The sequence below is a fragment of the Oryzihumus sp. genome, from assembly GCF_054325275.1.
Genome location: NZ_JBTCWL010000015.1, coordinates 1 through 23,281, shown reverse-complemented (window position 1 = coordinate 23,281; position 23,281 = coordinate 1). Strand labels below are relative to the sequence as shown.

The 23,281-nt window shown below is 71.2% G+C and carries 19 protein-coding genes and 1 tRNA gene; 15 read left to right on the top strand and 5 right to left on the bottom strand.

Annotated features, from left to right (window positions below; genetic code table 11):
- Window positions 1-33: 33 nt before the first annotated feature.
- Complete coding sequence (locus ACXVGS_RS05715) at window positions 34-522, bottom strand: DUF6328 family protein (RefSeq protein ID WP_458527777.1); 489 nt, start codon at window positions 520-522, stop codon at window positions 34-36.
- 226 nt (window positions 523-748) lie between these two features.
- Here ACXVGS_RS05715 and ACXVGS_RS05710 point away from each other — a divergent pair, with 226 nt between their 5' ends.
- From ACXVGS_RS05710 to ACXVGS_RS05690, 5 genes are all read left to right on the top strand, one after another.
- Window positions 749-1,594, top strand: coding sequence for a sigma-70 family RNA polymerase sigma factor (locus ACXVGS_RS05710; RefSeq protein ID WP_458527776.1), 846 nt, complete (start codon window positions 749-751; stop codon window positions 1,592-1,594).
- A 127-nt stretch (window positions 1,595-1,721) separates the two neighbouring features.
- Window positions 1,722-2,399, top strand: a complete 678-nt coding sequence (locus tag ACXVGS_RS05705; RefSeq protein ID WP_458527775.1) for an ANTAR domain-containing protein — start codon at window positions 1,722-1,724, stop codon at window positions 2,397-2,399.
- Window positions 2,400-2,501: 102 nt separating this feature from the next.
- Window positions 2,502-3,518, top strand: coding sequence for a DNA topoisomerase IB (locus ACXVGS_RS05700; protein WP_458536726.1), 1,017 nt, complete (start codon window positions 2,502-2,504; stop codon window positions 3,516-3,518).
- Between the two features lie 88 nt (window positions 3,519-3,606).
- Window positions 3,607-4,107: a hemerythrin domain-containing protein gene (locus tag ACXVGS_RS05695; RefSeq protein ID WP_458527773.1), complete on the top strand. Its 501-nt coding sequence runs from the start codon at window positions 3,607-3,609 to the stop codon at window positions 4,105-4,107.
- Window positions 4,108-4,226: 119 nt separating this feature from the next.
- Window positions 4,227-5,738 carry a DUF7059 domain-containing protein gene (locus ACXVGS_RS05690; protein WP_458536725.1) on the top strand — a complete coding sequence of 504 codons (1,512 nt, stop codon included), beginning with the start codon at window positions 4,227-4,229 and terminating at the stop codon, window positions 5,736-5,738.
- A 46-nt stretch (window positions 5,739-5,784) separates the two neighbouring features.
- On the opposite strand, the gene ACXVGS_RS05685 is transcribed toward ACXVGS_RS05690, so the two are convergent.
- Window positions 5,785-6,558 (bottom strand): dioxygenase family protein, encoded by a 774-nt coding sequence (locus tag ACXVGS_RS05685; RefSeq protein WP_141790528.1) that lies wholly within the window; start codon window positions 6,556-6,558, stop codon window positions 5,785-5,787.
- Window positions 6,559-6,798: 240 nt separating this feature from the next.
- Here ACXVGS_RS05685 and topA point away from each other — a divergent pair, with 240 nt between their 5' ends.
- The 7 genes from topA (at window position 6,799) to ACXVGS_RS05650 (ending at window position 16,395) form a co-directional block, all read left to right on the top strand.
- Window positions 6,799-9,555, top strand: a complete 2,757-nt coding sequence (gene topA, locus ACXVGS_RS05680) for a type I DNA topoisomerase (protein ID WP_458536724.1) — start codon at window positions 6,799-6,801, stop codon at window positions 9,553-9,555.
- Between the two features lie 118 nt (window positions 9,556-9,673).
- The gene (locus ACXVGS_RS05675) at window positions 9,674-10,396 is read left to right on the top strand and encodes a SprT-like domain-containing protein (RefSeq protein WP_458527770.1); all 723 of its coding nucleotides are present in this window, start codon (window positions 9,674-9,676) and stop codon (window positions 10,394-10,396) included.
- Between the two features lie 117 nt (window positions 10,397-10,513).
- Window positions 10,514-11,311, top strand: coding sequence for a MerR family transcriptional regulator (locus ACXVGS_RS05670; RefSeq protein WP_458527769.1), 798 nt, complete (start codon window positions 10,514-10,516; stop codon window positions 11,309-11,311).
- A gap of 35 nt (window positions 11,312-11,346) precedes the next feature.
- Window positions 11,347-13,449, top strand: a complete 2,103-nt coding sequence (gene tmk / locus ACXVGS_RS05665; protein ID WP_458527768.1) for a dTMP kinase — start codon at window positions 11,347-11,349, stop codon at window positions 13,447-13,449.
- On the top strand, window positions 13,446-14,585 hold the full coding sequence (locus ACXVGS_RS05660; protein WP_141786781.1) for a DNA polymerase III subunit delta': 1,140 nt from the start codon (window positions 13,446-13,448) through the stop codon (window positions 14,583-14,585). Before tmk ends, ACXVGS_RS05660 begins: the two co-directional genes overlap by 4 nt.
- Before the next feature lie 95 nt (window positions 14,586-14,680).
- Complete coding sequence (locus ACXVGS_RS05655) at window positions 14,681-16,225, top strand: alpha/beta hydrolase (RefSeq protein WP_458533629.1); 1,545 nt, start codon at window positions 14,681-14,683, stop codon at window positions 16,223-16,225.
- Between the two features lie 93 nt (window positions 16,226-16,318).
- Window positions 16,319-16,395, top strand: a tRNA-Thr gene (locus ACXVGS_RS05650).
- Window positions 16,396-17,470: 1,075 nt separating this feature from the next.
- Here the strand turns inward: ACXVGS_RS05650 and ACXVGS_RS05645 are convergent.
- Together ACXVGS_RS05645 and ACXVGS_RS05640 are read right to left on the bottom strand one after the other, a co-directional pair.
- Complete coding sequence (locus ACXVGS_RS05645) at window positions 17,471-17,851, bottom strand: YciI family protein (protein ID WP_458527766.1); 381 nt, start codon at window positions 17,849-17,851, stop codon at window positions 17,471-17,473.
- Between the two features lie 163 nt (window positions 17,852-18,014).
- The gene (locus ACXVGS_RS05640; protein WP_458531456.1) at window positions 18,015-19,100 is read right to left on the bottom strand and encodes a medium chain dehydrogenase/reductase family protein; all 1,086 of its coding nucleotides are present in this window, start codon (window positions 19,098-19,100) and stop codon (window positions 18,015-18,017) included.
- A 203-nt stretch (window positions 19,101-19,303) separates the two neighbouring features.
- Here ACXVGS_RS05640 and ACXVGS_RS05635 point away from each other — a divergent pair, with 203 nt between their 5' ends.
- Complete coding sequence (locus ACXVGS_RS05635; protein ID WP_458538171.1) at window positions 19,304-20,542, top strand: DUF4232 domain-containing protein; 1,239 nt, start codon at window positions 19,304-19,306, stop codon at window positions 20,540-20,542.
- 36 nt (window positions 20,543-20,578) lie between these two features.
- On the opposite strand, the gene ACXVGS_RS05630 is transcribed toward ACXVGS_RS05635, so the two are convergent.
- Window positions 20,579-21,352 carry a methyltransferase gene (locus ACXVGS_RS05630; protein ID WP_458527763.1) on the bottom strand — a complete coding sequence of 258 codons (774 nt, stop codon included), beginning with the start codon at window positions 21,350-21,352 and terminating at the stop codon, window positions 20,579-20,581.
- A 289-nt stretch (window positions 21,353-21,641) separates the two neighbouring features.
- Between ACXVGS_RS05630 and ACXVGS_RS05625 the strand changes: the two genes are divergently transcribed.
- Together ACXVGS_RS05625 and ACXVGS_RS05620 are read left to right on the top strand one after the other, a co-directional pair.
- Window positions 21,642-22,346 carry a hypothetical protein gene (locus ACXVGS_RS05625; protein WP_458531454.1) on the top strand — a complete coding sequence of 235 codons (705 nt, stop codon included), beginning with the start codon at window positions 21,642-21,644 and terminating at the stop codon, window positions 22,344-22,346.
- A gap of 210 nt (window positions 22,347-22,556) precedes the next feature.
- Window positions 22,557-23,189, top strand: a complete 633-nt coding sequence (locus ACXVGS_RS05620) for a hypothetical protein (protein WP_458527761.1) — start codon at window positions 22,557-22,559, stop codon at window positions 23,187-23,189.
- Window positions 23,190-23,281 lie beyond the last annotated feature (92 nt).

Sequence of the window (23,281 nt, the reverse complement as noted above, 5' to 3'; positions counted from 1 at the left end):
GAGGTGACCGGCCGCGGTGCGTCCGGAAGCGGCTCAGGCCGAGTCGTTGGCCCGGGCGAGGACCGCCCTGGGCAGCACGAACCACACCAGCAGGAAGAGCAGCAGCATCGCGGCGCCCACCACGATGCCGGCGGCGCGGCCGACGACCACGTCGAAGACCAGCAGGATGACGCTGCCCACCGTCAGCCCCAGCGTGGTCAGGCCGGCCTTGGCGAGGCGGTTGGAGGTCTCCACGAGCACCCGCTTCTTGTGCTGGCGGAACAGCAGCCGGTGGGAGCTGACCGGGGCGATCAGCAGCGCGATGGAGATCACCCCGAGCACCACGGCGGTCAGGTAGGTGGCCCTCTGCACCGCGTCGAGGTGGGTGAACCGGGCCTGGAACGGCAGGGTCAGCAGGAAGCCGGTGAGCACCTGCACGCCGGTCTGTGCCACCCGCAGCTCCTGGAGCAGCTCGTCCCAGTTGCGGTCGGCGCGCTGCGTCGGTGTCTCGCCGGGGCGGGCGTCATCTGAGGAGCCGGTCATGGCGGGAGCCTGCCATGACCTGCTTCTGTTTAGGCCCGGATCGGTGGGGGTAACGATCCCTCGCCGGGGTGCTGTGCCTTTTCTGTGCGGCACCCCGGACCAGAACGGGGTTGTCCGACGTGCCCCGGTCTGGCGGGGTTGTGCCCTGCGCCCCATCCGTGTTCTAGTGACCGCGACAGGTCCAGAAGCGGCGCCATGTCTCCACGTTCGGATGAACGGGCGTCACATGACATCGCAAGCCGAGGCGCCGCCGCCTGCTGCCGAGGATCCCCCGACCAGGGATGACGGTCCCACCCGCAACGACCAGACACTGGAGCTGCTCGAGCAGGCAGGCCGGGCCACGTGCCCCGAGGAGCGCAGCCGCCTGCTCGACGAGGCGTTCCTGCTCAACATCGGCACCGCCGAGAACATCGCCTCGCGCTACCGGGGGCGAGGGGTGGACTGGGAGGACCTGCTCCAGGTCGCCTACGTCGGGCTGGTCAAGGCCGTGCGCGGCTTCCGGCCGAGCGAGGGATCCAGCTTCGCGGCCTATGCCAACCCCACCATCTCCGGGGAGATCAAGCGCCACTTCCGCGACTTCGCGTGGACCGTGCGCCCACCGCGGCGCATCCAGGAGCTGCAGGGCGCCGTGCACGGGGTGGAGCCCGAGCTGGTCCAGGCCCTGGGGCGCCCGGCCTCCCCCTCCGACCTCGCCCGCGCCCTGGCCGTCGACCTGTTCGAGCTGCGGGAGGCCCTCACCGTCGACGGGTGCTTCGCGCCGCTGTCGCTCGACGCGCCCGCCCGCACCGAGGCCGGCGCCACCCTCGGCGAGCTTGTGCCCGACGAGACGGACCCGTTCGAACGGATCGACCGGTTGCGGACCCTCGTCCCCGTGATGACCGCCCTGACGCCGCGGGAGCGGAAGATCCTGGTCATGAGGTTCGTCCGCGGCTGTACGCAGGCCGAGATCGGTGCCGAGCTCGGGGTCAGCCAGATGCAGGTCTCCCGGCTGCTGCGGGACCTGCTCGAGCGGCTGCGCGAGGCGCTGGCGTCCCCGGACGGGGAGGACGAGGACGCCCTCGTCATCGACTGAAAAGGGACGCTTCGGACACATTCGCCCGCGGCCTTGAGCGCGGCACACCGGCTGGTGCATGGTGTCGTTCCAAGGCTCAGCACTCCCTGGCCGCCCCCCTTATGCCCCACACCTTCAGGAGGTCGACGTGGACCCGTCGTTCGCGGCGGACTTCGCCGAGATGGCACGGCACATGCACCAGGGCGAGGACGTCGGGCAGACCGTCGAGGCGGTCGCCCAGTTCGCCAAGGAGGCGCTGGCGTGTGACTGCGCCGGCGTGATGCTCGTGCACGGCGGCAAGCAGGTCGAGACCGCCGCCACCACGGACCCCCTCGTCATCAAGGCAGACCGGCAGCAGATGGAGTGCGGGCAGGGCCCGTGCCTGGAGTCGATCTGGGACCACGAGACGTTCGTCATCCACGACACCGAGACCGAGACGCGCTGGGCGGACTGGTGCCGCCAGGTGTCCGGCCTGGGCGTGCGCAGCGTGCTCAGCCTGCGGCTGTTCACCCACAACAACACCATGGGCGCGCTCAACCTGTATGCCGTGGAGCCGGGCCGCTTCGACGACGAGGACATCGCCGTGGCCACGATCTTCGCCGGTCACGCGTCCGTGGCGCTGGCGTCGGCCCGCAACGAGTCGAGCCTGCGCAAGGCCATCGACGCCCGGCACCTGATCGGGCAGGCGCAGGGCATCCTCATGGAGCGGTTCAACCTCGACGCCGACCAGGCGTTCGCCATCCTGCGGCGCTACTCCCAGGACAAGAACATGAAGCTGCGGGCGGTCGCCGAGCACATGGTCGAGTCCCGCCAGCTGCCCGCGTGAGGTCCGGCCAGCTGCCCGCCTGAAGGTGCCCCGGCATGTCTCGTGGTGACCCCTGCGGCGGGTCACCGTGCGCGCAGGCGCCCATCGGGGTACCACTCGGGCATGCGCCTGCGCCGTAGCAAGCCCGACGGGCCCGGCATCCGCCGCCTGCGTCGGGGTCGGGGGTTCTCCTACGTCGACGCCTCCGGGCAGGCGGTGGACCCGCAGACCCGCGAACGCATCTCCTCGCTGGCCATCCCGCCGGCGTGGCGCGACGTGTGGATCAGCCCGTGGCCGCATGGGCACATCCAGGCCGTCGGCACCGACGACGCGGGCCGGCGGCAGTACCTCTACCACGAGGCCTGGCACGAGAGCCGCAACGAGGCAAAGCACCTGCGCGTGCTCACCCTCGCCCGCGGCATCCACACGGTGCGGGAGGCGGTCGAGGCCGACCTCACGGCCCGGGCGCTGGGGCGCGACCGGGTGCTCGGGGTGGCGCTGCGGATGCTCAACTACGGCGTGTTCCGCACCGGCGGGGAGGCCTACGTGCAGGAGCACGGCACCCACGGCGTGGCCACGCTGCTGCGCGAGCACGTGTGCCTGCGCCGCGGCGAGGTCGTCTTCGAGTACACCGCCAAGGGCGGTCTGGCGCGCTCGGTCAGCCTGCGCGACGACAAGCTGGCGGCAGCCATCCGGGCCCTTCGGCGGGCGCGTTGTGACAGCGACCGGCTGCTGGTCTACCGAGACGGCCGGGAGTGGCGGGAGGTGCACGCCGACGACGTCAACGCCCGGTTCAAGCAGCTGGCCGGCGAGGACTACACCGTCAAGGACCTGCGCACGTGGCGGGCGACCGTGGTGGCGGCGGTCGCCCTGGCCCAGGCCGGTCCGGCGGGCAGCAAGGCGCCCCGGGCCCGCGCCGAGCGGGCGGCCATGGAGCTCGTCGCCGAGGAGCTCGGCAACACCCCGGCGGTCGCGCGCCGTTCCTATGTGGACCCGCGGGTGGTGGAGCACTTCGGCGCCGGTCGCACGATCGCCGCGGCCCTCCAGCGGCTGGGAGGCGACGACCTGATGGTGCCCGAGGTGCGCCAGGGGGTGGAGCGGGCCGTGGTGCGGCTGCTGGCCAGCCAGCCGCGCGGCTGACCCGACCGCGGTTTGTCCCGCAGTGCGCCGGGTAAGACAGTAGTGGGCGAGGCCGCCCGCGTTTTCCATCCACCCCCACGGAGGTCCCATGTCGACTGACGCGATCGTGCTGCTCAAGGACGACCACAAGGAAGTGCGCCGGCTGTTCCGCGACTTCGAGGAGGCGGGGGACAACGCCAATGTGCGCAAGGGGCAGATCGTCAGGAAGATCATCGAGCTGCTCACCGTGCACACCTACATCGAGAACGAGGTCATGTATCCCGAGGTCCGCGCGCTGCTGCCGGAGGTCGAGGACGACGTGCTCGAGTCCTACGAGGAGCACCACGTGGCCGACGTGCTGTGCATGGAGCTGTGGTCCATGGAGCCCGACGACGAGCGGTTCGACGCCAAGACGACCGTCCTCATCGAGTCGGTTCGCCACCACATGGATGAGGAGGAGCAGGAGTGGTTCCCCACGGTGCGTGAGGGGCTCGGTCGCAACCAGCTCCAGGAGATCGGGGCGAAGATGATCGAGCTGAAGAAGTCGGCCCCCCGCAAGCCCTCCCAGCCGAGCGCGCTGAAGAAGGCCATCGACGCCCTCATCTCCTGACCGGGGAGGCGAGCCCGCGTTTGACCGCCGACCTACCGGGTACGTGCCTGCCGGCGGCGGGCTGCCCCCATCCCGCCCGGAAACGGGGGCGGTCCGTCGTCCCGCCCTAGGCTGGCGCCATGACCCCCAGCCCGGCTCCTCCCGTCCCGCTGCCCGACCTCGTCCCGTCGCTGCGGGCCGACCTCGCCGCGGCCGGCTTCACCGTCGACGGCATCGCGGCGGCGCTGGGCCCGGTGGCCAACGACGCGCTCGGCCGGGAGCAGATGCTGCCGGCCGACCTGGCCACCCGGGACGCGGGCACGCCGCTGGCCACCCTGGTGCGCCTGTTCACCCTCGGCAGGCCCGTGCCGGCCGAGGCCGTCTCCGCTGCGCTGCCGACGCTGGGTCTCGAGGGGCTGGAGCGCCTGGGCCTCGTGACCGTGGGCGAGGGCCGGGTCCGCGCCACGTGCGACCTGCACCCGCACGCCGACGAGAGGCACAGCTGGTGGGTGGCCTCGGACCTGTCGGAGATGGCGACCGGTGCCGCGCTGGCCCCGGACCACGTGCTGGGCATCGGCGGCGCATCGACCACCCTGGCGGCGTGGACGCCGCGCCCGCAGGTCGACCGGGCGCTCGACATGGGCACGGGCTGCGGCGTCCAGGCCCTGCACCTGTCCGGGCACGCCGGCTCGACCGTCGCGACCGACCTGTCCCGGCGCGCGCTGGACTTCGCCGCGTTCAACGCGGCCGTCAACGGCCTCGAGCTCGACCTGCGCTGCGGCAGCCTGTTCGAACCCGTTGCCGGGCAACGCTTCCAGCTCATCGTCAGCAACCCGCCGTTCGTCATCACCCCGCGCGTCTCGGACGTCCCGCTGTTCGAGTACCGCGACGGGGGGCTCGCCGGGGACGCCCTGGTCGAGGCCGTGGTGCGCACCATCGGCGAGCACCTCGAGCCCGGCGGCATCGGGCAGTTCCTCGGCAACTGGGAGGTCGCCGAGGGCGCCGACTGGCGCGACCGCGTCCGCGGCTGGTTGGAGGGCACGGGCCTGGACGCGTGGGTCATCCAGCGTGACGTGCAGGACCCCGCGCAGTACGCCGAGCTCTGGGCCCGTGACGGCGGCAACGTGCCGGGCACGCCCGAGCACGACGCCATGTATGCCGCGTGGCTGGCCGACTTCGCGTCCCGCGGCGTCGGGTCGGTCGGCTTCGGGGTGGTGACGGTGCAGCGGCCGGCGACGGCGCGCGATACCTGGGTGGAGCTGGTGGAGGAGTCCGGGCCGGTGTCCTCCCCGATGGGCCCGGCGATCCTCGCGGGCGTGCGCGCCCGCACCTGGCTGGCCGAGCACGGCGACGCCGGGGTGCTGGCGACGGCGTGGCGGTGTGCCGAGGACGTCACCGAGGAGCGGCACTCCCGGCCCGGCGCCGAGGACCCCAGCGTGATCGTCATCCGGCAGGGCAGCGGGCTGCGCCGGGGCGTGCGGGTCGACACCGTCATGGCCGCGTTCGTCAGCGTCTGCGACGGCGACCTCACGGCGGGTCAGGCGCTCGAGGCCATCGCGGCGCTGCTCGAGCAGGACGCCGGCGAGGTGCGTGCGGCCGCGCTGCCGGTGGTCCGCGGGCTGGTCGCCGACGGCTTCCTGATCCCCGCCTGACCCGCAGCCCGGCGGTCGGGACGCTCGTCGTCCGGCGTCGGCGCGGCTAGTTGAGCTGCCAGGAGCGCTTGGACAGGCCGTACCAGAATCCCTCGATGACCGAGCGGTTGTCCGGCGTGCCTGCCTCGAACGCGGCCCCCAACGACACGAACAGCGGCGCGAAGTGCTCGGTGCGCGGGTGGGCGCGCCGGGCCGCCGGGGCCTTGTGCAGGAAGTCCATCAGCGCGTCGACGTCGCCGGTAGCCATGACCTCGCGGGCCCAGGCGTCGAACTCGGTCGACCATGACGGCGCCGGGGAGTCGGAGGGCAGGCGCGGGTTGAACTCCGACAGGTTGTGGGTGGTGAACCCCGACCCGACGATCAGCGTGCCGGAGTCGCGCAGCGGCTTGAGCTTGCGCCCGATCTCGAAGAGCTTCTGCGGGTCCAGCGTCGGCATCGACATCTGCAGCACCGGGATGTCGGCCTCGGGGTACATCTCCACGAGCGGCACGTAGGCGCCGTGGTCCAGCCCCCGCCGGGTGTCCTGGTGCACCGGGGTGGCGGGGGAGTGCAGCAGCTTGGTCACGTCGGCGGCCAGCTCCGGCGCGCCGGGCGCGTCGTAGGTCACCTCGTAGTAGCGCTGCGGGAAGCCCCAGAAGTCATAGACGAGAGGCACCTTCGTCGTCGCGGACAGCGCCAGCGGGGCCTCCTCCCAGTGCGCCGAGACCATGAGGACGCTGGTGGGCCGCGGCAGCCCGGCCGACCACCCGGCGAGCTCGCGCGTCCAGGTGGTGTCGTCGGCCAGCGGCGGCGCTCCGTGGCTGAGGTAGAGCACCGGCATACGGCTGTCAGGGGTGGTCTCGGTCACGGCACCAGCATACGCCGAGCAAAGTTTAATGTTCAACTAACCGCCGGTTTCAGGCACGGACGGTGGTCCCCGCAGGTCAGGACCCAAGTCCCCTTTCGGCCCCGCTTGGTACGTGGTGCCCGATTTCATGCCTTACCGTCTGAGACGCATGGCCCCGTCCGAGCAGCGACGAATCCGCTGCACGTGGTCGTGTGGAACGGAAGTGGGGTACCCATGAGCACCAGCACAGGCCGCCGCCTGGTCATCGTCGAGTCGCCTGCCAAGGCCAAGACGATCGCCGGCTACCTGGGCAAGGACTACGACGTCGAGGCCTCGGTCGGGCACATCCGTGACCTGCCCAACCCCAGCGAGCTCCCGGCGGAGATGAAGAAGGGCCCCTACGGCAAGTTCGCCGTCGACGTCGACAACGGCTTCGAGGCCTACTACGTGGTCGACCCGGACAAGAAGAAGAAGGTCGCCGAGCTCAAGCGCCTGCTCAAGGACGCCGACGAGCTCCTGCTGGCCACGGATGAGGACCGCGAGGGCGAGGCCATCGCCTGGCACCTGCTCGAGGTGCTCAAGCCCAAGGTCCCGGTCAAGCGCATGGTGTTCCACGAGATCACCAAGGAGGCGATCCAGCGCGCCGCCACCGAGACCCGCGACCTGGACACCCGCCTCGTCGACGCCCAGGAGACCCGGCGCATCCTCGACCGCCTCTATGGCTACGAGGTCTCCCCGGTGCTGTGGCGCAAGGTCCGCCAGGGCCTGTCCGCCGGCCGCGTGCAGTCCGTCGCGACCCGCATGGTGGTCGAGCGTGAGCGCGAGCGGATGGCCTTCCGCAAGGCGTCCTACTGGGACGTCGAGGGCGACTTTGCCCCGCAGGGCTCGGCCGGGCAGGCCTTCACCGCGCGGTTGAGCGCGGTCGACGCCAAGCGCGTCGCCACCGGGCGCGACTTCGACGACGCCGGCCAGCTCAGGGGCGGCAACGTCGTCCACCTCGACGAGGCCACCGCCCACGCCATCGCCGAGGGCGTGCGCGCCGCCGCCGTGAGCGTCACCGACGTGCAGGAGAAGCCCTACACCCGCCGGCCGTCCGCGCCGTTCACGACCTCGACGCTCCAGCAGGAGGCCAGCCGCAAGCTGCGCCTGTCCAGCAAGAACGCCATGCGCGTGGCCCAGCGGCTCTACGAGAACGGCTACATCACCTACATGCGTACGGACAGCACGACGCTGTCCGAGGCCGCCCTCACCGCGGCGCGCAGCCAGGCCCGCGACCTGTATGGCGCGGAGTACGTCCCGGACTCACCGCGCCGCTACGAGAAGAAGGTCAAGAACGCCCAGGAGGCGCACGAGGCGATCCGCCCCGCGGGTGACCGCTTCCGCACCCCGGCCCAGGTCGCCGGTGAGCTGCGCGGCGAGGAGTACGCGCTCTACGAGCTCATCTGGAAGCGCACCGTCGCCTCGCAGATGGCCGACGCCCGCGGCTCCACTGCCACGGTCAAGCTCGGCGCCACCCTGGCCGACGGCCGCAGCGTCGAGTTCTCGGCCAGCGGCACCGTCATCACCTTCCGCGGCTTCCTCGCCGCCTACGAGGAGGGCCGCGACGACGAGGCCGTGGCCAGGGCCGAGCGCGCCGACGAGGAGCGCCGCCTGCCCAAGCTCAGCACGGGCGTCTCGCTCGAGGTGCTGCGTGCGGAGGCCGACGGCCACGAGACGAGCCCGCCCGCGCGATACACCGAGGCCACCCTCGTGAAGGCCTTGGAGGTGACGGGGATCGGGCGCCCGTCGACCTCCGCGGCGACGGTGGGCACGATCCAGGACCGCGGCTACGTGCGCACCCGTGGCTCGGCCCTGATTCCGACCTGGCTGGCGTTCGCGGTGACCCGGCTGCTGGAGGAGCACTTCCCCAAGCTGGTCGACTACGACTTCACCGCCGCCATGGAGGAGGACCTCGACCGCATCGCCAACGGCGACGAGGGCCGCGTGGCCTGGCTCAAGCGGTTCTACTTCGGCGACGAGGCGACCAGCATCGAGGGGCTGCGCGCCCTCGTGGACGACCTCGGCGAGATCGACGCCCGCGGCATCTCCACCATCGAGATCGGCGACGGCATCGTCGTGCGGGTGGGCCGCTACGGCCCCTACGTCGAGGAGACCGTGCCGGCCGGCGTCGACGCCGCGACCGGCGAGGTTGCCGAGGGGACGAGCGGGGAGTCCCGCCGGGCCACCATCAACGACGACGTCGCCCCCGACGAGATGACCCCGGAGAAGGCCCGCGAGCTGCTCGAGGCGGCCGCCGACGACGGCCGCGTGCTCGGCCAGGACCCCGAGACCGGCCGCGACATCGTGGCCAAGGCCGGCCGCTACGGCCCCTACGTCACCGAGGTGCTGCCGGAGGACCTGGCGAACCTCAAGGGCAAGAGCAAGATCAAGCCCCGCACCGCCAGCCTGTTCAAGGACATGGACCTGGCGACCCTCGACCTCGAGACCGCGCTGAAGCTGCTCAGCCTGCCCCGGGTCGTCGGCAAGGACCCCGAGTCCGGCGAGGAGATCACGGCCCAGAACGGTCGCTACGGGCCCTACCTGAAGAAGGGCACCGACTCCCGCTCGCTGCAGGCCGAGGCCCAGCTCTTCACGATCACCGAGGAGGAGGCGCTGGCGATCTACGCCCAGCCCAAGCAGCGCGGGCGCGCCGCCGCGGCGCCGCTGAAGGAGCTCGGTGACGACCCGGTGAGCGGCAAGCCGATGCTGGTCAAGGACGGCCGGTTCGGTCCCTACGTCACCGACGGCGAGACCAACGCGACGCTGCGCAAGGACGACGACCCCGAGTCGATCACGCCCGAGCGCGGTGCCGAGCTGCTCGCCGAGAAGCGCGCCAAGGGCCCGACCACCCGCAAGCGGGCGGCCAAGAAGACCGCGGCGAAGAAGACCACGGCCAAGAAGACGACCGCGCGCAAGACCACCGCGAAGAAGGCCGCGGCCAAGAAGGCCTGACCTGCCCGTATCCCGTGCCGTCACCTCCGCCGCCCTTCGCACCACCGGGGCGGCGGAGGTGTGTCGGCACCGCGCCCTAGCCTCATCGCCACATCGCACACCTGTTCGAATCGGAGGGATGATGGAGCTCGAGGGGGCGCGCCGCATGGCCACGGCGCTGATGGCCGAGCACGGGCTGGTCGGCTGGCGGCTGGTCCTGGACAACGCCAAGACCCGGGCCGGGGTCTGCCGGCCCGCCCGGCGCGAGATCGGGCTGAGCCGGGCGATCACCGCGCTGCACACCGAGGCGGAGGTCCGCGACACCGTGCTGCACGAGATCGCTCATGCGCTCGTGGGCGCCCACCACGGCCACGACGCGGTCTGGCGGGCCAAGGCCCTGGAGATCGGCTCCTCCGGTCGGCGGTGCGTCGACACCGCCTCCGCCCGGCCGCCCGCGCCGTGGACCGGCACCTGCCCGGCCGGGCACACGACGACCCGCCACCGTCGCCCGACCCGGGTGGTGACCTGCGGACAGTGCTCGCGCAGCTTCGACCCGCGCCACGTCATCACGTGGCGCCTCCGCGGCGAGGTCGTGCCGATGGACCCGGCCTACGACCGCGAGCTCGCCCGGTTGCGCCGGCGCACGGCCGCCGAGCCCGTCGCCGCGCGGGGCGGCCGCCCGGAGCCGACAGTCGCGGCCGAGCTGGTCGCCCTGCCGGTGGGCACCGTGGTGCGGGTCGGCGGCAGCGGCCGCTACGCCGGGACGACCGGCGTGGTCGAGAAGCGCGCCCGCACCCGCTACCACGTGCGCACCCGGCTGGGGCTGCTCACCGTGCCCTTCGCCATGGCCGAGCCGGTCTGACCCGCCCGCTCTGACCTGCCGCGCCCGCGGGCCACGCGGGTGTGGAAGGTGAGGACACGGCATACCGGGGGAAAGGGTGTTGACCCTCACGTGACGTGAGGGCCCATAGTCGGTGCCATGACCGGGACGACGCGGGTGGGTGAGTCCCTGACCGTGGGCCAGGTGGCCGAGCGGTTCGGGGTGACGGTGCGCACGCTGCACCACTACGACGAGATCGGGCTGCTGTCGCCGGGTGAGCGCTCGGCGGCCGGCTACCGGCTCTACACCCAGGACGACCTCGTGTGCCTGCAGCACATCGTGGTCTACCGACGGCTCGGGTTCGCCCTGGAGGAGGTCGCCCTCCTGCTGGAGCACCCCGAGACGGTGGAGGCCCACCTGCGGCGTCAACGCGCAGCGGTCATGTCCCGGCTCGACGAGATGCGCGATCTCGTGACAGCCATCGACCGAGCACTGGAGAGGGAGATGAACCAGCAACCCGCCACCACCGAGGACATGAAGGAGCTCTTCGGGGACGGCTTCTACGAGAACCAGGCCGAGGCGCAGGAACGGTGGGGTGACACCGACGCCTGGAAGCAGTCGGCGCAGCGCACCAAGGGCTGGACCAAGGCCGACTGGGCCGAGGTCAAGGCCGAGACCGACGCGCTGCACGCCGCGTTCGTCGCGGCCATGGACGCCGGCGAGCCGCCGACCAGCGAGGCGGCCATGGACGCCGCCGAGCAGCACCGGCTGCACATCGTCCGGCGCTTCTACGACTGCTCCCACGCGTTCCACACCGGCCTGGCCGACATGTACGTCAGCGACCCGCGCTTCACGGCGACCTACGACGAGATCCGCCCGGGCATGTCGTTCTACGTGCGCGACGCGATCTACGCCAACGCCGAGCGGGCCGCCGCGCAGGGGCCGCCGCAGGGTTAGGCCGTCGCGGGGGTGCTCTGGCCTAGGCTCACCGTGTGAGCCAGCCAGAGCACTCCCCACCGGCGGGCCTCGCCGGCGACGTGCGCGGCGTGCTCGCCATCACCGCGTTCCGCCGGCTCTGGTCCACCTTCGCGCTGTCCAGCTTCGGGGACTGGCTGGGCATCCTGGCCACGACGTCCCTGGCCGGCACCCTGGCCACCAGCCCGGCCGCGGAGTACCTCGCGGTCTCGGGAATCTTCATCCTGCGGCTCGCGCCGGCCATCGTCTTCGGGCCGCTGGCCGGGGCCCTGGCCGACCGGTTCAACCGCCGGACCGTGATGATCGTCGGCGACGGGCTGCGGTTCCTGCTGATCTGCACCATCCCGCTCGTCGGGACACTGTGGTGGCTCTACGTCGCGACGTTGCTCATCGAGTGCGTCGGCCTGTTCTGGGCGCCCGCCAAGGAGGCGGCGATGCCCAACTTCGTGCCCCGCGACAAGCTCGAGACCGCCAACCAGCTCAGCCTCGTCGCCGACTACGGCACCGCCCCCGTCGCCGCGCTGCTGTTCTCCGGCCTGGCCCTGGTCAACACCCCCCTGCACGCGGTCATGCCGGGGCTCGACGCCTCCGGGGACTACCTCGCGCTCTGGGTCGACGCCCTGACGTTCCTCGTGAGCGCGGTCGTCGTCTGGACGATCACCTTCCCGCCGGTGGCGCACGAGGTCAGCGCCCGGACCGAGACGCTGTGGCGCACCATCGTCGACGGCTGGCAGTTCGTCGTGCGCACCCCGCTGGTGCGCGGCCTGGTCGCCGGGATGCTCGGCGCCTTCGCCGCCGGCGGCCTGGTCATCGGCCTGGCCCAGCGCTTCGTCAAGGACCTCGGCGCCGGCGCCGCCGGCTACGGCGTGCTCTTCGCCATGGTCTTCCTCGGGATGGCACTGGGCATGGCGCTCGGGCCACGGTTCCTGGCCGGCTTCTCCCGGCGGCGCCTCTTCGGCCTGTCGCTGACCGTCGCCGGCGCGGTGATGGTGGTGCTGTCCCTGATCCCCAACATCGTCATCGTCGCCCTCGTGACCGTGGTCCTCGGCGCCGCCGGCGGCGTCTCGTGGGTCTGCGGCTACACCCTGCTCGGCCTGGAGGTCGAGGACGAGGTCCGCGGCCGCACCTTCGCCTTCGTCCAGTCCCTCGTGCGGGTCGTCCTCGTCGGCGTCCTGGCGGCGGCGCCCCTGCTCGCCGCGGGCTTCGACAGCGTGTTCAACCTGCCCTTCACCATCAACATCGGCACCGTCAGCCTCACCTACACCGGCGCCATGGTCACGTTCTTCGTGGCCGGCATCGCCACGATCATCACCGGCGTCCTCGCCTACCGGCAGATGGACGACCGCAAGGGAGTCCCGCTCTTGAGCGACCTCAGCGACGCGCTGCGCAGCAACACCCACCACGACAACGGGCACGAGGCCGGCCCGCACCCCGTCCCCGGTATGCCGGGTGCCACGGTCCCGTTCGCGGCCCCCGGAGGTGAGCACCCGGCATACGACGGGCTGCCCGGGGTGTTCATCGCGCTCGAGGGTGGTGACGGGGCCGGCAAGTCGACCCAGGGCGCGCTGCTCAAGCAGTGGCTGGAGTCGCTGGGCCGGCACGTGGTCGTCACCCGGGAGCCGGGGGGCACGGACGCCGGGCGGGCGATCCGCGAGATCGTCCTGCACGGCTCGCACATCTCCCCGCGGGCCGAGGCGCTGCTCTACGCCGCCGACCGGGCGCACCACGTGGAGTCCGTCGTCATCCCGGCGCTGCGCCGCGGCGACGTGGTCATCACCGACCGCTACATCGACTCCTCCGTGGCCTACCAGGGCGCCGGGCGCGACCTCGGCACCGACGAAGTGCTGCAGCTGTCCCGCTGGGCCACCTGCGGGCTCGTGCCGACCCTGACCGTCCTGCTCGACGTGACCCCCGAGGTGGGCCGGCAGCGGCGCGGCGACGTGCACGACCGGCTCGAGTCCGAGCCCGACGACTTCCACGCCCGGGTGCGCGAGCACTACCTGCAGCTGGCCGCAGCCGACCCCGGGCGCTACCTCGTCATCGACGCCGCGCTGCCGCCGGAGGAGATCCACCGCCGGGTGCGCGAGCGTCTGACCCCACTGGTAGAAGTGGCCCCATGAGCGTCTGGGAGCAGGTCGTCGGGCAGGACACCGCCGTCGAGACGCTGAGCCGTGCGATCAGCGACCCCGGCGCGATGACCCACGCGTGGCTGCTCACCGGTCCGCCCGGTTCCGGGCGCTCGGTGGCGGCGCGGGCGTTCGCCGGCGCGCTGCAGTGCCCCCAGGGTGGCTGCGGCACCTGCCGGGAGTGCCGCACGGCGGTCGAGGGCACCCACTCCGACGTCGACATCATCGCCACCGAGGGCCTGACGCTGACGGTGGCGCTGGCGCGAGACCTCGTCCAGCTGGCGGCGCTGCGGCCGTCGGTCGGACGCTGGCGCGTCATCATCATCGAGGACGCCGACCGGCTCCACGAGCGGGCCGCCGACGCCTTGCTGAAGTCCCTGGAGGAGCCGGTCGCGCGCACCGTGTGGGTGCTGTGCGCGCCGTCCCTGGAGGACGTCATCATCACCATCCGGAGCCGCTCCCGGCACGTGCGCCTGCGCACCCCTCCGGTGGACGCCGTGGCCGAGCTGCTCATGCGGCGTGACGGCGTCGATGAGCCGATGGCCCTGTATGCCGCGCGGGCGGCCCAGAGCCACGTGGGGGTGGCCCGGCGCCTGGCGCATGACGAGGGCGCGCGCATCCGGCGACGCAACGTCATCCAGCTCGCCGGCCAGATCCGCACCGTGGGCGACGCGATCGGGGCCGCGGCCGACCTGGCCAAGATCGCCGACGAGGAGTCCGGTGCCGCATCCACCGAGCGGGACGCTGCCGAGAAGGCCCGGCTGATGGAGCTGCTGGGTGCCGACCCGGCTGCCCGCACCCAGCCGCCGCACGTGCGCTCGCAGATCGCGGCACTGGAGAAGGAGCAGAAGACCAGGGCGACCCGGCACACGCGTGACGTCGTCGACCGGTCGCTGGTCGACCTGCTGTCGGTCTACCGCGACGCGCTCATCGTGAGGTGCGGCACCCCGGTGGCCCTGGTCAACCAGGACATGGGCGACCACGTGCAGCGGCTGGCCCAGGCGATGACCTCCGAGCAGCTGCTGGGGGCGATGGACGCGATCGGCGTGGCCCGGGAGCGGATCGGCGCCAACGTGCCGCCGCTGCTGGCGCTGGAGGCCATGGCCATCTCGCTGCAGCTCCCGCGCTGACCTGCAGCTATTTCCCTCGGTGGACCGCGTGTCCAGGGGGTGGGCTTTCGGGATAGCGTCGAGGCCGTGAGCACCGAGACGAGGGAGTGGCAGACGTGAGGATCACGGGGGCGATCGGGGCCGCGCTGGCGGTGGTGCTGACGACGTCGGCGTGTTCGGTGATTCCGTTCGCCAGCCAGAGCGACGACAAGGGGTCGGCCCCGAGCACCTCGACGTCGGCGTCGCCGCAGCCACCGCCCAAGGGTGAGGAGTCGCTGGCGAAGTTCTACGGCCAGCACCTGTCGTGGCGCAGCTGCGCCGACTTCCAGTGCGCCAAGCTGACGGTGCCCATCGACTACTCCAAGCCCGACGGCGACACGATCAAGATCGCCGTGCTGAAGGTCCCCGCGCGGGGCACCTCCAAGGGCGCCCTGGTGGTCAACCCGGGTGGGCCCGGCGGGTCCGGGGTCCAGTACGCCGCGGCCGCCGACAACATCGTCAGCCCCGCCGTGCGCCGCTCCTACGACGTGGTCGGCTTCGACCCGCGCGGGGTGGGCTCCTCCTCGCCGGTCAGCTGCCTCGACGACAAGGAGCTCGACGCCTTCCTCGGCGCCGACCCGACCCCGGACGACAAGGCCGAGGAGCAGCAGTTCGTCCAGGGCGCCAAGGACTTCGCGGCCAAGTGCGCCCAGAACGGCGGCCCCCTGCTGGGCCACGTCTCCACGATCGAGGCGGCCAAGGACATGGACGTCCTGCGGGCCGCGTTGGGGCAGAAGAAGCTCAACTACCTCGGCAAGTCCTACGGCACCTTCCTCGGTGCTACCTACGCCGACCTGTTCCCCACCCTGGTGGGCCGGTTCGTCCTCGACGGTGTCGTGGCGCCCGACCTGACCTCCAGCGAGGTCAACGCCGGCCAGGCCGCGGGCTTCGAGACGGCCACGCGGGCCTACGTCAAGGACTGCGTCGACCAGGGCGGCTGCCCGCTGGGCAGCTCGGTGGACGCCGGGGTCAAACGGCTGCAGAACTTCCTCAAGCAGATGGACGCCAAACCGCTGCCGATCCGGGACGCCGACGTCAAGCAGCTCACCGAGGGCTGGGCCTCGCTCGGCATCGCCGCGGCGATGTACGACCAGGGGTCGTGGAGCCAGCTGACCGACGCCCTCAGCTCGGCCTTCGACGGTGACGGCAACCCGCTGATGCGGCTGGCCAACTCCTACGCCGACCGCAACAGCGACGGGTCCTACAACGGCAACCTGATGCAGGTCATCTACGCCGTCAACTGCCTGGATCGCAAGGACAGCTCCGACATCACGCACTACGAGGACGAGGCCCGCAAGGACTCGGTCCAGGCGCCGACCTGGGGTGCGTTCCTGGCGTGGAGCTCGGTGCCGTGCGGCTTCTGGCCGGTCAAGGCCAACAACGCGCCGAAGAAGATCACCGCCGCCGGCAGCGGCCCGATCGTCGTGGTCGGCACCACCCGTGACCCCGCCACCCCCTACGCCTGGTCCCAGCGGCTGGCCGGGGAGCTGGCCAACGGCCACTTGGTGACGTTCAACGGTGACGGCCACACGGCATACATGCGGGCGAACTCCTGCCTCGACAACTCGGTCGACGCCTACCTGATCAAGGGCACCGTGCCCCGGGCGGGGCTGCGCTGCTGAGCCGGTGACGGGGGCGCGAGCGAGGTGAGCGGCCCGGTTCGGAGAATCGCCGGATCATCCGTATACTCGTCGCTCGTGCCCCTTGGGTCACATGCCGCCTTAGCTCAGTCGGCCAGAGCGATTCACTCGTAATGAATAGGTCAAGGGTTCGATTCCCTTAGGCGGCTCCACCACAGAAACGCCCTCCCCGCGAGGGCGTTTCTGCAGTTCAGAGGCCATACGGCCAGGTCCGGCCAGAACAGTCAGCGCCGCGACGAGGACGGCCCAGGTGCCTCCGGTTTGGCCGGATGTTCGCCGTACGACGATCCCGCCACCCCGTCTTTGCTGCTCACCTTCGCCGCGCACACCCGGCCGGGCCACGCCCTGCGCGCTTCGCCGGTGGGACCCGCCGCGTTAGCCGCCGGACGTCTGAAGGAACACCCCGGTGGGGCAGGGAGTGCTGTGCAGCGGTTCCGGGCTCCGCAGGTCGCGCCCTAGCACCGGCGGGTAATGGCCGGCCACGTGAGTCGCGTCGCCCGGCTGGGCGGTGACAATGCTGCCGGCCTTGTAGATCCGTCCAAACGCAATGAGACGCGGCGGATCCGAAGAGGCTGGCGCCCGGGCACGTTACGGCAACACCCCAACCAATGTCGCGCGCCGACGCTACCGTTCGCTTGTCGGGCCATCGTGACACCGCCCAGGGGGAAGAATGACGCAGCAGTTGAACAGTTCCGCGCCGGGCGAGGGGGAGAAGCCCGGTCCGAGACGTACTTCCCGTGTCCTCCCGGCGCTGCGATGGCTGAGGGACCGGTTCCGAGACAGTCCAGCGCCGCGCCGGATGCCGTTGGGGATCGTGATGCGTGACAACGACGGCAACATCATCCGGATCATCTCCGGCCAGGACGGGCGGTGAGTCACAGAACTGCGCGCCGGCACGCGAGGACGTGGGTGCTCATCACGGTCCTGTTCGGACACAAGGTCGTCCGAAGCTTCTGACCCGCGCGCCACCCGTGGGCCGATTTGGCCGAACGTCCCGTAGAACCCGCCGACGCCATGACCGCGAAGCCGTTGCGATCACACGGTTCGCGCCGCTGACGCCACGGCCGAAGGTGGCTGGCGGTGCCTTAGTGCTGAATAGGTCAAGGGCTCGATACCCTGAGGCGGTTTCACCCCAGAAGCGCCCTCTTCGCGAGGGCGCTTGTGCTGTTCATGGGCGGTGTCTACAACCCAGCCGGAAGGGCTGCGCGAGGGACCTGGGTGTGGCGCTCACCTCTGCCCGGAGCTGGTACGCCGGGCGTGCCCAGGACCCCGGAACCGGTGCACCTCCTGCGGCCAGTCGAGAGCGGTCGCGAGCCGGCCGGCCCAGTAGCGTGCCGTCTCGTCGTCGGGCACCTCCACGACGCAGAAGCCGCCGAGGTGCTCCTTGGTCTCGACGTACGGGCCGTCGCTGAAGACCGGCTTGCCGTCGACCGCCTCGACACTGCACACCGCGGTGGACCGGTCGAGCCCGCCGTTGGTGAAGATCAGGACGTCGTCGGCCTGCATCTCCTCGAGCACGGCCCGGGCTGCTGTGCCCTTCTCGCGCAGCTCCTCCGCCGTGTGCTCGCGCACCCACTCGTCGTTGAAGGTGATCAGGTACTCCGTCATGGTCGTTTCCTCTCAGTCCCGGACGAGGGCCCTCCCGGGCTCCTCGTGTGCGGCGTCCGGCCGCCCACGCACATTCCACGAACGACGGCGCCGTGATACGACACCATCCCGGAAACTTCTGTCCACGGCAGCCTGACCGGGTGTCCGAAGGTGCCCCCTGCGGCTATGGCACCAGGACGATCTTGCCCCTGGCCGCTGACTCCGCGAGCAGCTCGTGCGCGCGACGCGCCTCGGACAGCGGCAGGCGCTCGGCCACGACCGGGTGGACCTTGTCCGCACGGAGGAGCTCAAGTAGCACGGTCAGGTCCTCCCGGAACCACTCGGGGTTGCGGGGACCGCCACCCACCAGCCGCGCCGGACGGCGTCCGGCCACCGGCAACCATTGCCGGCTGTCGCGCAACCTCTGGATCCGGTAGGCCATCACCCGCCGCCGAGGATCGAGCAGCCCCCACAGCGAGACGGCCGCGGTCGTCCCGTACCACTCGGCCCAGCCCGCGGCCCACCGTCGCCAGCTCGTCCGCCCCCGCTCGAGCATGGCGTAGTGGCCGTATACGACCAGCCGCCCGCCCGGCCGCAGGGCGCGAAAGGAACGCAGCGACGTCGGGCCGCCGATACCGTCGAGCACCACGTCCACCCCGTCGCCGGTCAGCTCCCGCACCCGTGCCACGAAGTCCTCGTTGCGGTAGTCGATGGCCACGGCGCCGAGCCGCTCCACGGCGGCACAGTCCACCGCGGCCGCGGTGCCATAGAGGCGTAGCCCGGCCAGTGCTCCGAGCTCGAGGACTGCGACACCGACCCGACCGGCCGCGCCGTGGACGAGCAAGGACTCGCCGCTGCGCACCTTCGCCAGGCGGTGCAGCATCTGGTAGGCGGTCCCGTAGGTCAGGACGAGGCTCACGGCCTCAGCCGGGTCCAGGTCCGCGGGAACCTCGACCACCTCCGACTCCGGCACACAGACGTATTCCGCGTAGGCGCCGTAGGCGGTCAGCGCGGCGACCCGGTCGCCCGTCCGCAGCCTCCTGCAGCCCGGGCCGAGCTCGTCGACGACACCGACCAGCTCATAACCCGGCGTGAACGGCGGCCTCGGCACGCCCAGATAGGTACCGGCGCGCAGCTGCGCGTCAGTCAGGGACACACCCGCGGCCAGGACCCTGACAGACACCTCGCCCGGGCCGGGTCGTGGCTTGTCGTCGTTCACCACCCGCAAGACCTCGGGCCCGCCGAAGCGCTCAACCACGACTCGCCTCATCGCTCTGACACCTCCCAGCGGCTGGGCAGGTGTCTCGGCCGGGGACTTCGGCCGAGGCCTCCGCCGACTGCTGCTACGCCACCTGCCTACTCCTCGGCGTGCCGCGCCCCACAGGGCGAACGTCCCAAGCCCCGGCCCGGCAGAGCTCGGACGACGTTCCCGGTGGCGGGCAATCTCACGGTCCGGCGTGAAGAAGACAACCGATGACGAGGCTCGGGCGTCTCAAGGGAGCACCTACTGGGGGGAGTCCACGCGTGCCGAGTTCGGGGAAGACCGCAGTGCTGTCGGCTCTGGTCGTCGGCCTGCTGCTTGGTGCGGTGAGTGGCTGCGGGGCTCAGCACGTTCCGACCCCATCGCAGGTTGCGACCACATCCCTGCCCGCCAGTCGTCCCCCGGTTGGCCCCGTCGCGACGTCATCGTCCGGTCCGGACAAGCCCTGCGGCGTCGACCAGCTGCACGTATCGGCTGAGTGGGCGCCCGGGGCCAAGGTCTATGGCACCGACCCCACGCATCGACACTCCGCCGGCGAGCTCGCCGGCCGGGTCATGGCGGTCAACCATGGGGCCGCGTGCGTGATGACAGGCCACCCTCGGATCCGCCTCCTCACCGCAGGAGGCCAGCTGCTTCCGGTGCTCACCGTGGTGGGTGCGTTCTGTCAGCTGGCGTGTGGCGCCCCCGCCGAGCTGCACCTGCAGACCGGTGCGACCGCGGTCGCCGGCCTGTCCTGGGAGCCGTCCTACTGTGGGCCGGACCCCGGGCCAGGCATTCGTCTGGGCGTGACCCTGCGTGGCAGCGTCGAGGCGCGAGTGCCGGTGCGCAACCTCGGGGGAGCCGCCAGACCGGTCTACGCGCCGTCCTGCATGTCGGCGCTCCCGCCCGGCCGGCTGTCGGTGGAGCGCTTCGGTCTCCAGGGGCAGGAGGAGAAACCTGCCGCCACGAGCCCGCCGGTGGCGCTGCCCCACAGCTCGGGCCGTGCGTGTGTGACCTCGATGCTGAAGCTTGGTCGCGGTGAAGCGGTCTCGGCGATGACGGGCGAGCACGCACTGATCTTCCGCCTGACCAATGGGGGCACACAGCCCTGCAGCGTTTCCGGCTACCCCGCCGTGACCCTCCTGGACGGACACGGCGCGGCGATGCCGTTCCGCTACACCCACGGACAGTCCCAGTACGTCACCCACGCCAGACCGGAGTCCCTGCTGCTGCCGCCGACCGCGTCCGCCTACTTCCTCGTCGCCAAGTACCGCTGCGACGTGGGGAGCGCGGGCGACGCGGTGACGATCCGGGTCTCGCTGGGAACGAATGCCGCCACACTGATCGGCCGCGCCGCCGGGCCCGTCGAGGGGGTGTTGTCGTACTGCCTCGGAGGTCCTGCCGACCCGGGACAGGTTGTGGACATCTCGCCGATCGAGGCCACTCCCGGTGCGACCCTGGGCAGACCGTAGATCCTCGACAACGGACGACGGGCCGCCGGCGTCCGCCTAGGAGCTGGCGGTCCCGATGAGGTGGAACACGCGGCTGAGCTGTCGGTACGGGTCGCGGAGGCTGGCCTGCAGCTCCACCTCCGCGACGGCCTCGACGTCGGTGCCCGCGACCGGCAGGTCCATCCAGTCCGAGAACAGCCAGACTCCGTACCACGCCCGGGGTTCGACTCCACCACGGTGCAGCAGCTCCGAGAGGTGTTCGACGGTGTCGCCACGGGTCGACGCGCCCAGCACGCCGATCTCGCTGGTGGCGTCGAACCCGGCCAGGGCATCGGCCCAACGGTGCTCGAGCGCCGGCCGCACGGCCATTGTCCCGGCGTTGAGCGCCATGATGGAGACCACCCCACCGGGCTCGACACAACGGCACAGGACCTCGAGCAGGGGCTCCGGCGCGGAGAGGTACATCAGGACGCCGTGGCAGAGCACGGCGGAGAACTGCCGGCCACCGGTGGCCTCGACCGCCGCCTCGCCTGCGGCTCGGACCAGCCGGATGCGCGACCTGACGTCGTCGGGCTCCTGTGCCATCCGGTCCTCGGCCCTGGCCAACATCGCCGTCGACGGATCCAGGATCGTGACGTCGTAGTCCAGCCGGGCCAGGGGTAGCGACTGGTGGCCCGCACCTCCTCCCACGTCCAGCACCGAGGCCGGCGGGGGCGGCAGGTGGCGCAGCAGCTGCTGGTGCAGGACATAGGTGCGCACCTGCCCCTTGACGGTGGCGTAGGCGCCATCGACGAACGGATCCGCCAACGCCCTCCATGCATCGTCGACCACGCAACGATGCTCTCAGCCTCGGGACCGGTTTCCGCTACCGAACAGCACGTCCTCAGGCCCAGACGCCCACCGCTGCCCCCTTGGTGTCCGCCGAGCGGGTGCTGCCGGATCCTTGTCGACCACGTGTTCTGGGACGGCGCGGTCGACATCGATCCGGAAGACCTGGTCGTGTGGGTGCGCTCCTGTCTGGCGCACCCGACAACCGGCTGCCCACCTGGTACTTCCCCGTCGAGGTCCCCGCATACCCGAACGTAGGATCCGCCCAGATTTCATCGTGGGGGGACGGTCCATGCGAGTTCGCGCAGTCACGGCGCTGGCCGTGGTCATGGTTCTGGCAGCCTGCACCGGTCAGCCACCGCCTCTGAGCGACCGCGCGACCCGTGCGGCGCTCGGCGCATCTGTCCCGTCGTCGCCGTCCACGTCCTCGACCCCGTCCCCGACCATGACGTCCCTGGAACAAGAGGCGCCCTGGGCCACGAACGAGGTGATGCTTTCGGAGTCACGGATGAGGAAAGCCGGGTTCCGGATGGTCCAGCAGCGGCTGTACAGCACGCCACGGGGATGGTTCGTGCAGTGCGGTCCGGCCCCGGCCATGAACGAACGTGCCGTGGGCGTCACCAGCGAGAAGTGGTATCTCAAGTCCGCGGCGTTGGTCGGCCAGTCTGCTGTCGCGTACCAACCTCCGGGCGCTACCAACGCCATGCGCCTGATCAAGAGGCGGTACAAGGCTTGCAGCACCTTCACTGACGGAGTCGTGACCTACCGCCACATCAGCACCTTGGCTCTTCCCAAGGTGCAGGGGATCGATGACCAGGTCGCCTGGTGCCAGGACGCCGACAAGCACGCCGCATGCGCCGCCGAGTTCCGGCGAGGCGACATGATTATCGAGCTCTGGGCGACGTCGTGGGACCGGACTGCCAGCCGTGTGCTTCTCCAGGACGCGGCGCGCGCCCTCCAGGATCAGTTGCACGCGGGCAGGCCGAAGACCACCTGAGCTGGCCAGGTATGGGGGTGTCAGCGCCGCACCCGCGTGGCGCAACGACCTGCCGCGGCAAGCCGCCTTTGCCTGAGAAGGCGCTCCGCCACTCGACGGTTTCCTGGCGGTTCCGGTGCTGTCACCTTGCGGCAAGGGGTTCGCTGTGGGGGGCCAGGACCCGCAGCCGAACGATGTGGCTTGGGAGGTTGATGACCATGAAGAGAGTCGATGGAGGAAGTCATGGCCTTGTCGAGGACCCGTGTGGTGCTCTTGCTGGCGGGTATGGCCGTCCTGGCTGGTGGAACTGCTGAAGCCGCGAGCGGTGGCACATTCATCCTGGGGCGTGCCAATGCCGCAACCACAACCACCACCCTGAGCAACCCCTATGGAACGGCACTTTCCCTCGGTTCCCCCGCCGGCAGACCACCGCTTCTGGTTGGCACCAACACCACTAAGGTGCCGTCACTGGATGCCGACCTCGTTGACGGTCTCGATTCCAGCGTCTTCCAGCGCCGCGTCTCCGGAGCCTGCCAGGTGGGGTCGTCGGTCGTGTCCGTGTCGGCAACCGGTGCGGTCGTCTGTCGGGCCACCTCGGCGTCCTCGATGGTCGTGACGGGGCAGGTGAGCAACCTCGGTGGAGGGGCGTACTGCCCGGCAGGCTGGGTCCTGGGCGGGGGAGGTTTCGAGCAGCCGTACGTCAGCGACGAGTCACGACGAGACCTCCTGCGGGCGAGCCGCCCGTCGCAGGGGAGCGGCCTTTCCTACAACGGATGGGTCGCCACCTTCGACCCTCGGGCCGTGAACAGCTTCCAGGTGAACCAGCCCACGACTGTCTATGCGGTTTGTCTCAAGGTGGGTTAGCGCCTGCGGTGGCGGGCGTCGGCCCTCCCTGCCGATGGAAGGCCGCTGTGCGGACGCCGGAACCGCATATCGGACGATGGTCACGTTCCGGA

Coding starts and splice junctions, on each gene's coding strand:
- topA (WP_458536724.1), top strand. CDS start 6,799: ATGAGCACCAGCACAGGCCGCCGCCTGGTCATCGTCGAGTCGCCTGCC.
- ACXVGS_RS05640 (WP_458531456.1), bottom strand. CDS start 19,100: ATGAGGCGAGTCGTGGTTGAGCGCTTCGGCGGGCCCGAGGTCTTGCGG.
- ACXVGS_RS05625 (WP_458531454.1), top strand. CDS start 21,642: ATGCGAGTTCGCGCAGTCACGGCGCTGGCCGTGGTCATGGTTCTGGCA.
- ACXVGS_RS05715 (WP_458527777.1), bottom strand. CDS start 522: ATGACCGGCTCCTCAGATGACGCCCGCCCCGGCGAGACACCGACGCAG.
- ACXVGS_RS05685 (WP_141790528.1), bottom strand. CDS start 6,558: ATGCCGGTGCTCTACCTCAGCCACGGAGCGCCGCCGCTGGCCGACGAC.
- ACXVGS_RS05645 (WP_458527766.1), bottom strand. CDS start 17,851: ATGACGGAGTACCTGATCACCTTCAACGACGAGTGGGTGCGCGAGCAC.
- ACXVGS_RS05695 (WP_458527773.1), top strand. CDS start 3,607: ATGTCGACTGACGCGATCGTGCTGCTCAAGGACGACCACAAGGAAGTG.
- ACXVGS_RS05675 (WP_458527770.1), top strand. CDS start 9,674: ATGATGGAGCTCGAGGGGGCGCGCCGCATGGCCACGGCGCTGATGGCC.
- ACXVGS_RS05660 (WP_141786781.1), top strand. CDS start 13,446: ATGAGCGTCTGGGAGCAGGTCGTCGGGCAGGACACCGCCGTCGAGACG.
- ACXVGS_RS05710 (WP_458527776.1), top strand. CDS start 749: ATGACATCGCAAGCCGAGGCGCCGCCGCCTGCTGCCGAGGATCCCCCG.
- ACXVGS_RS05670 (WP_458527769.1), top strand. CDS start 10,514: ATGACCGGGACGACGCGGGTGGGTGAGTCCCTGACCGTGGGCCAGGTG.
- ACXVGS_RS05620 (WP_458527761.1), top strand. CDS start 22,557: ATGGAGGAAGTCATGGCCTTGTCGAGGACCCGTGTGGTGCTCTTGCTG.
- ACXVGS_RS05635 (WP_458538171.1), top strand. CDS start 19,304: ATGACGAGGCTCGGGCGTCTCAAGGGAGCACCTACTGGGGGGAGTCCA.
- ACXVGS_RS05700 (WP_458536726.1), top strand. CDS start 2,502: ATGCGCCTGCGCCGTAGCAAGCCCGACGGGCCCGGCATCCGCCGCCTG.
- ACXVGS_RS05690 (WP_458536725.1), top strand. CDS start 4,227: ATGACCCCCAGCCCGGCTCCTCCCGTCCCGCTGCCCGACCTCGTCCCG.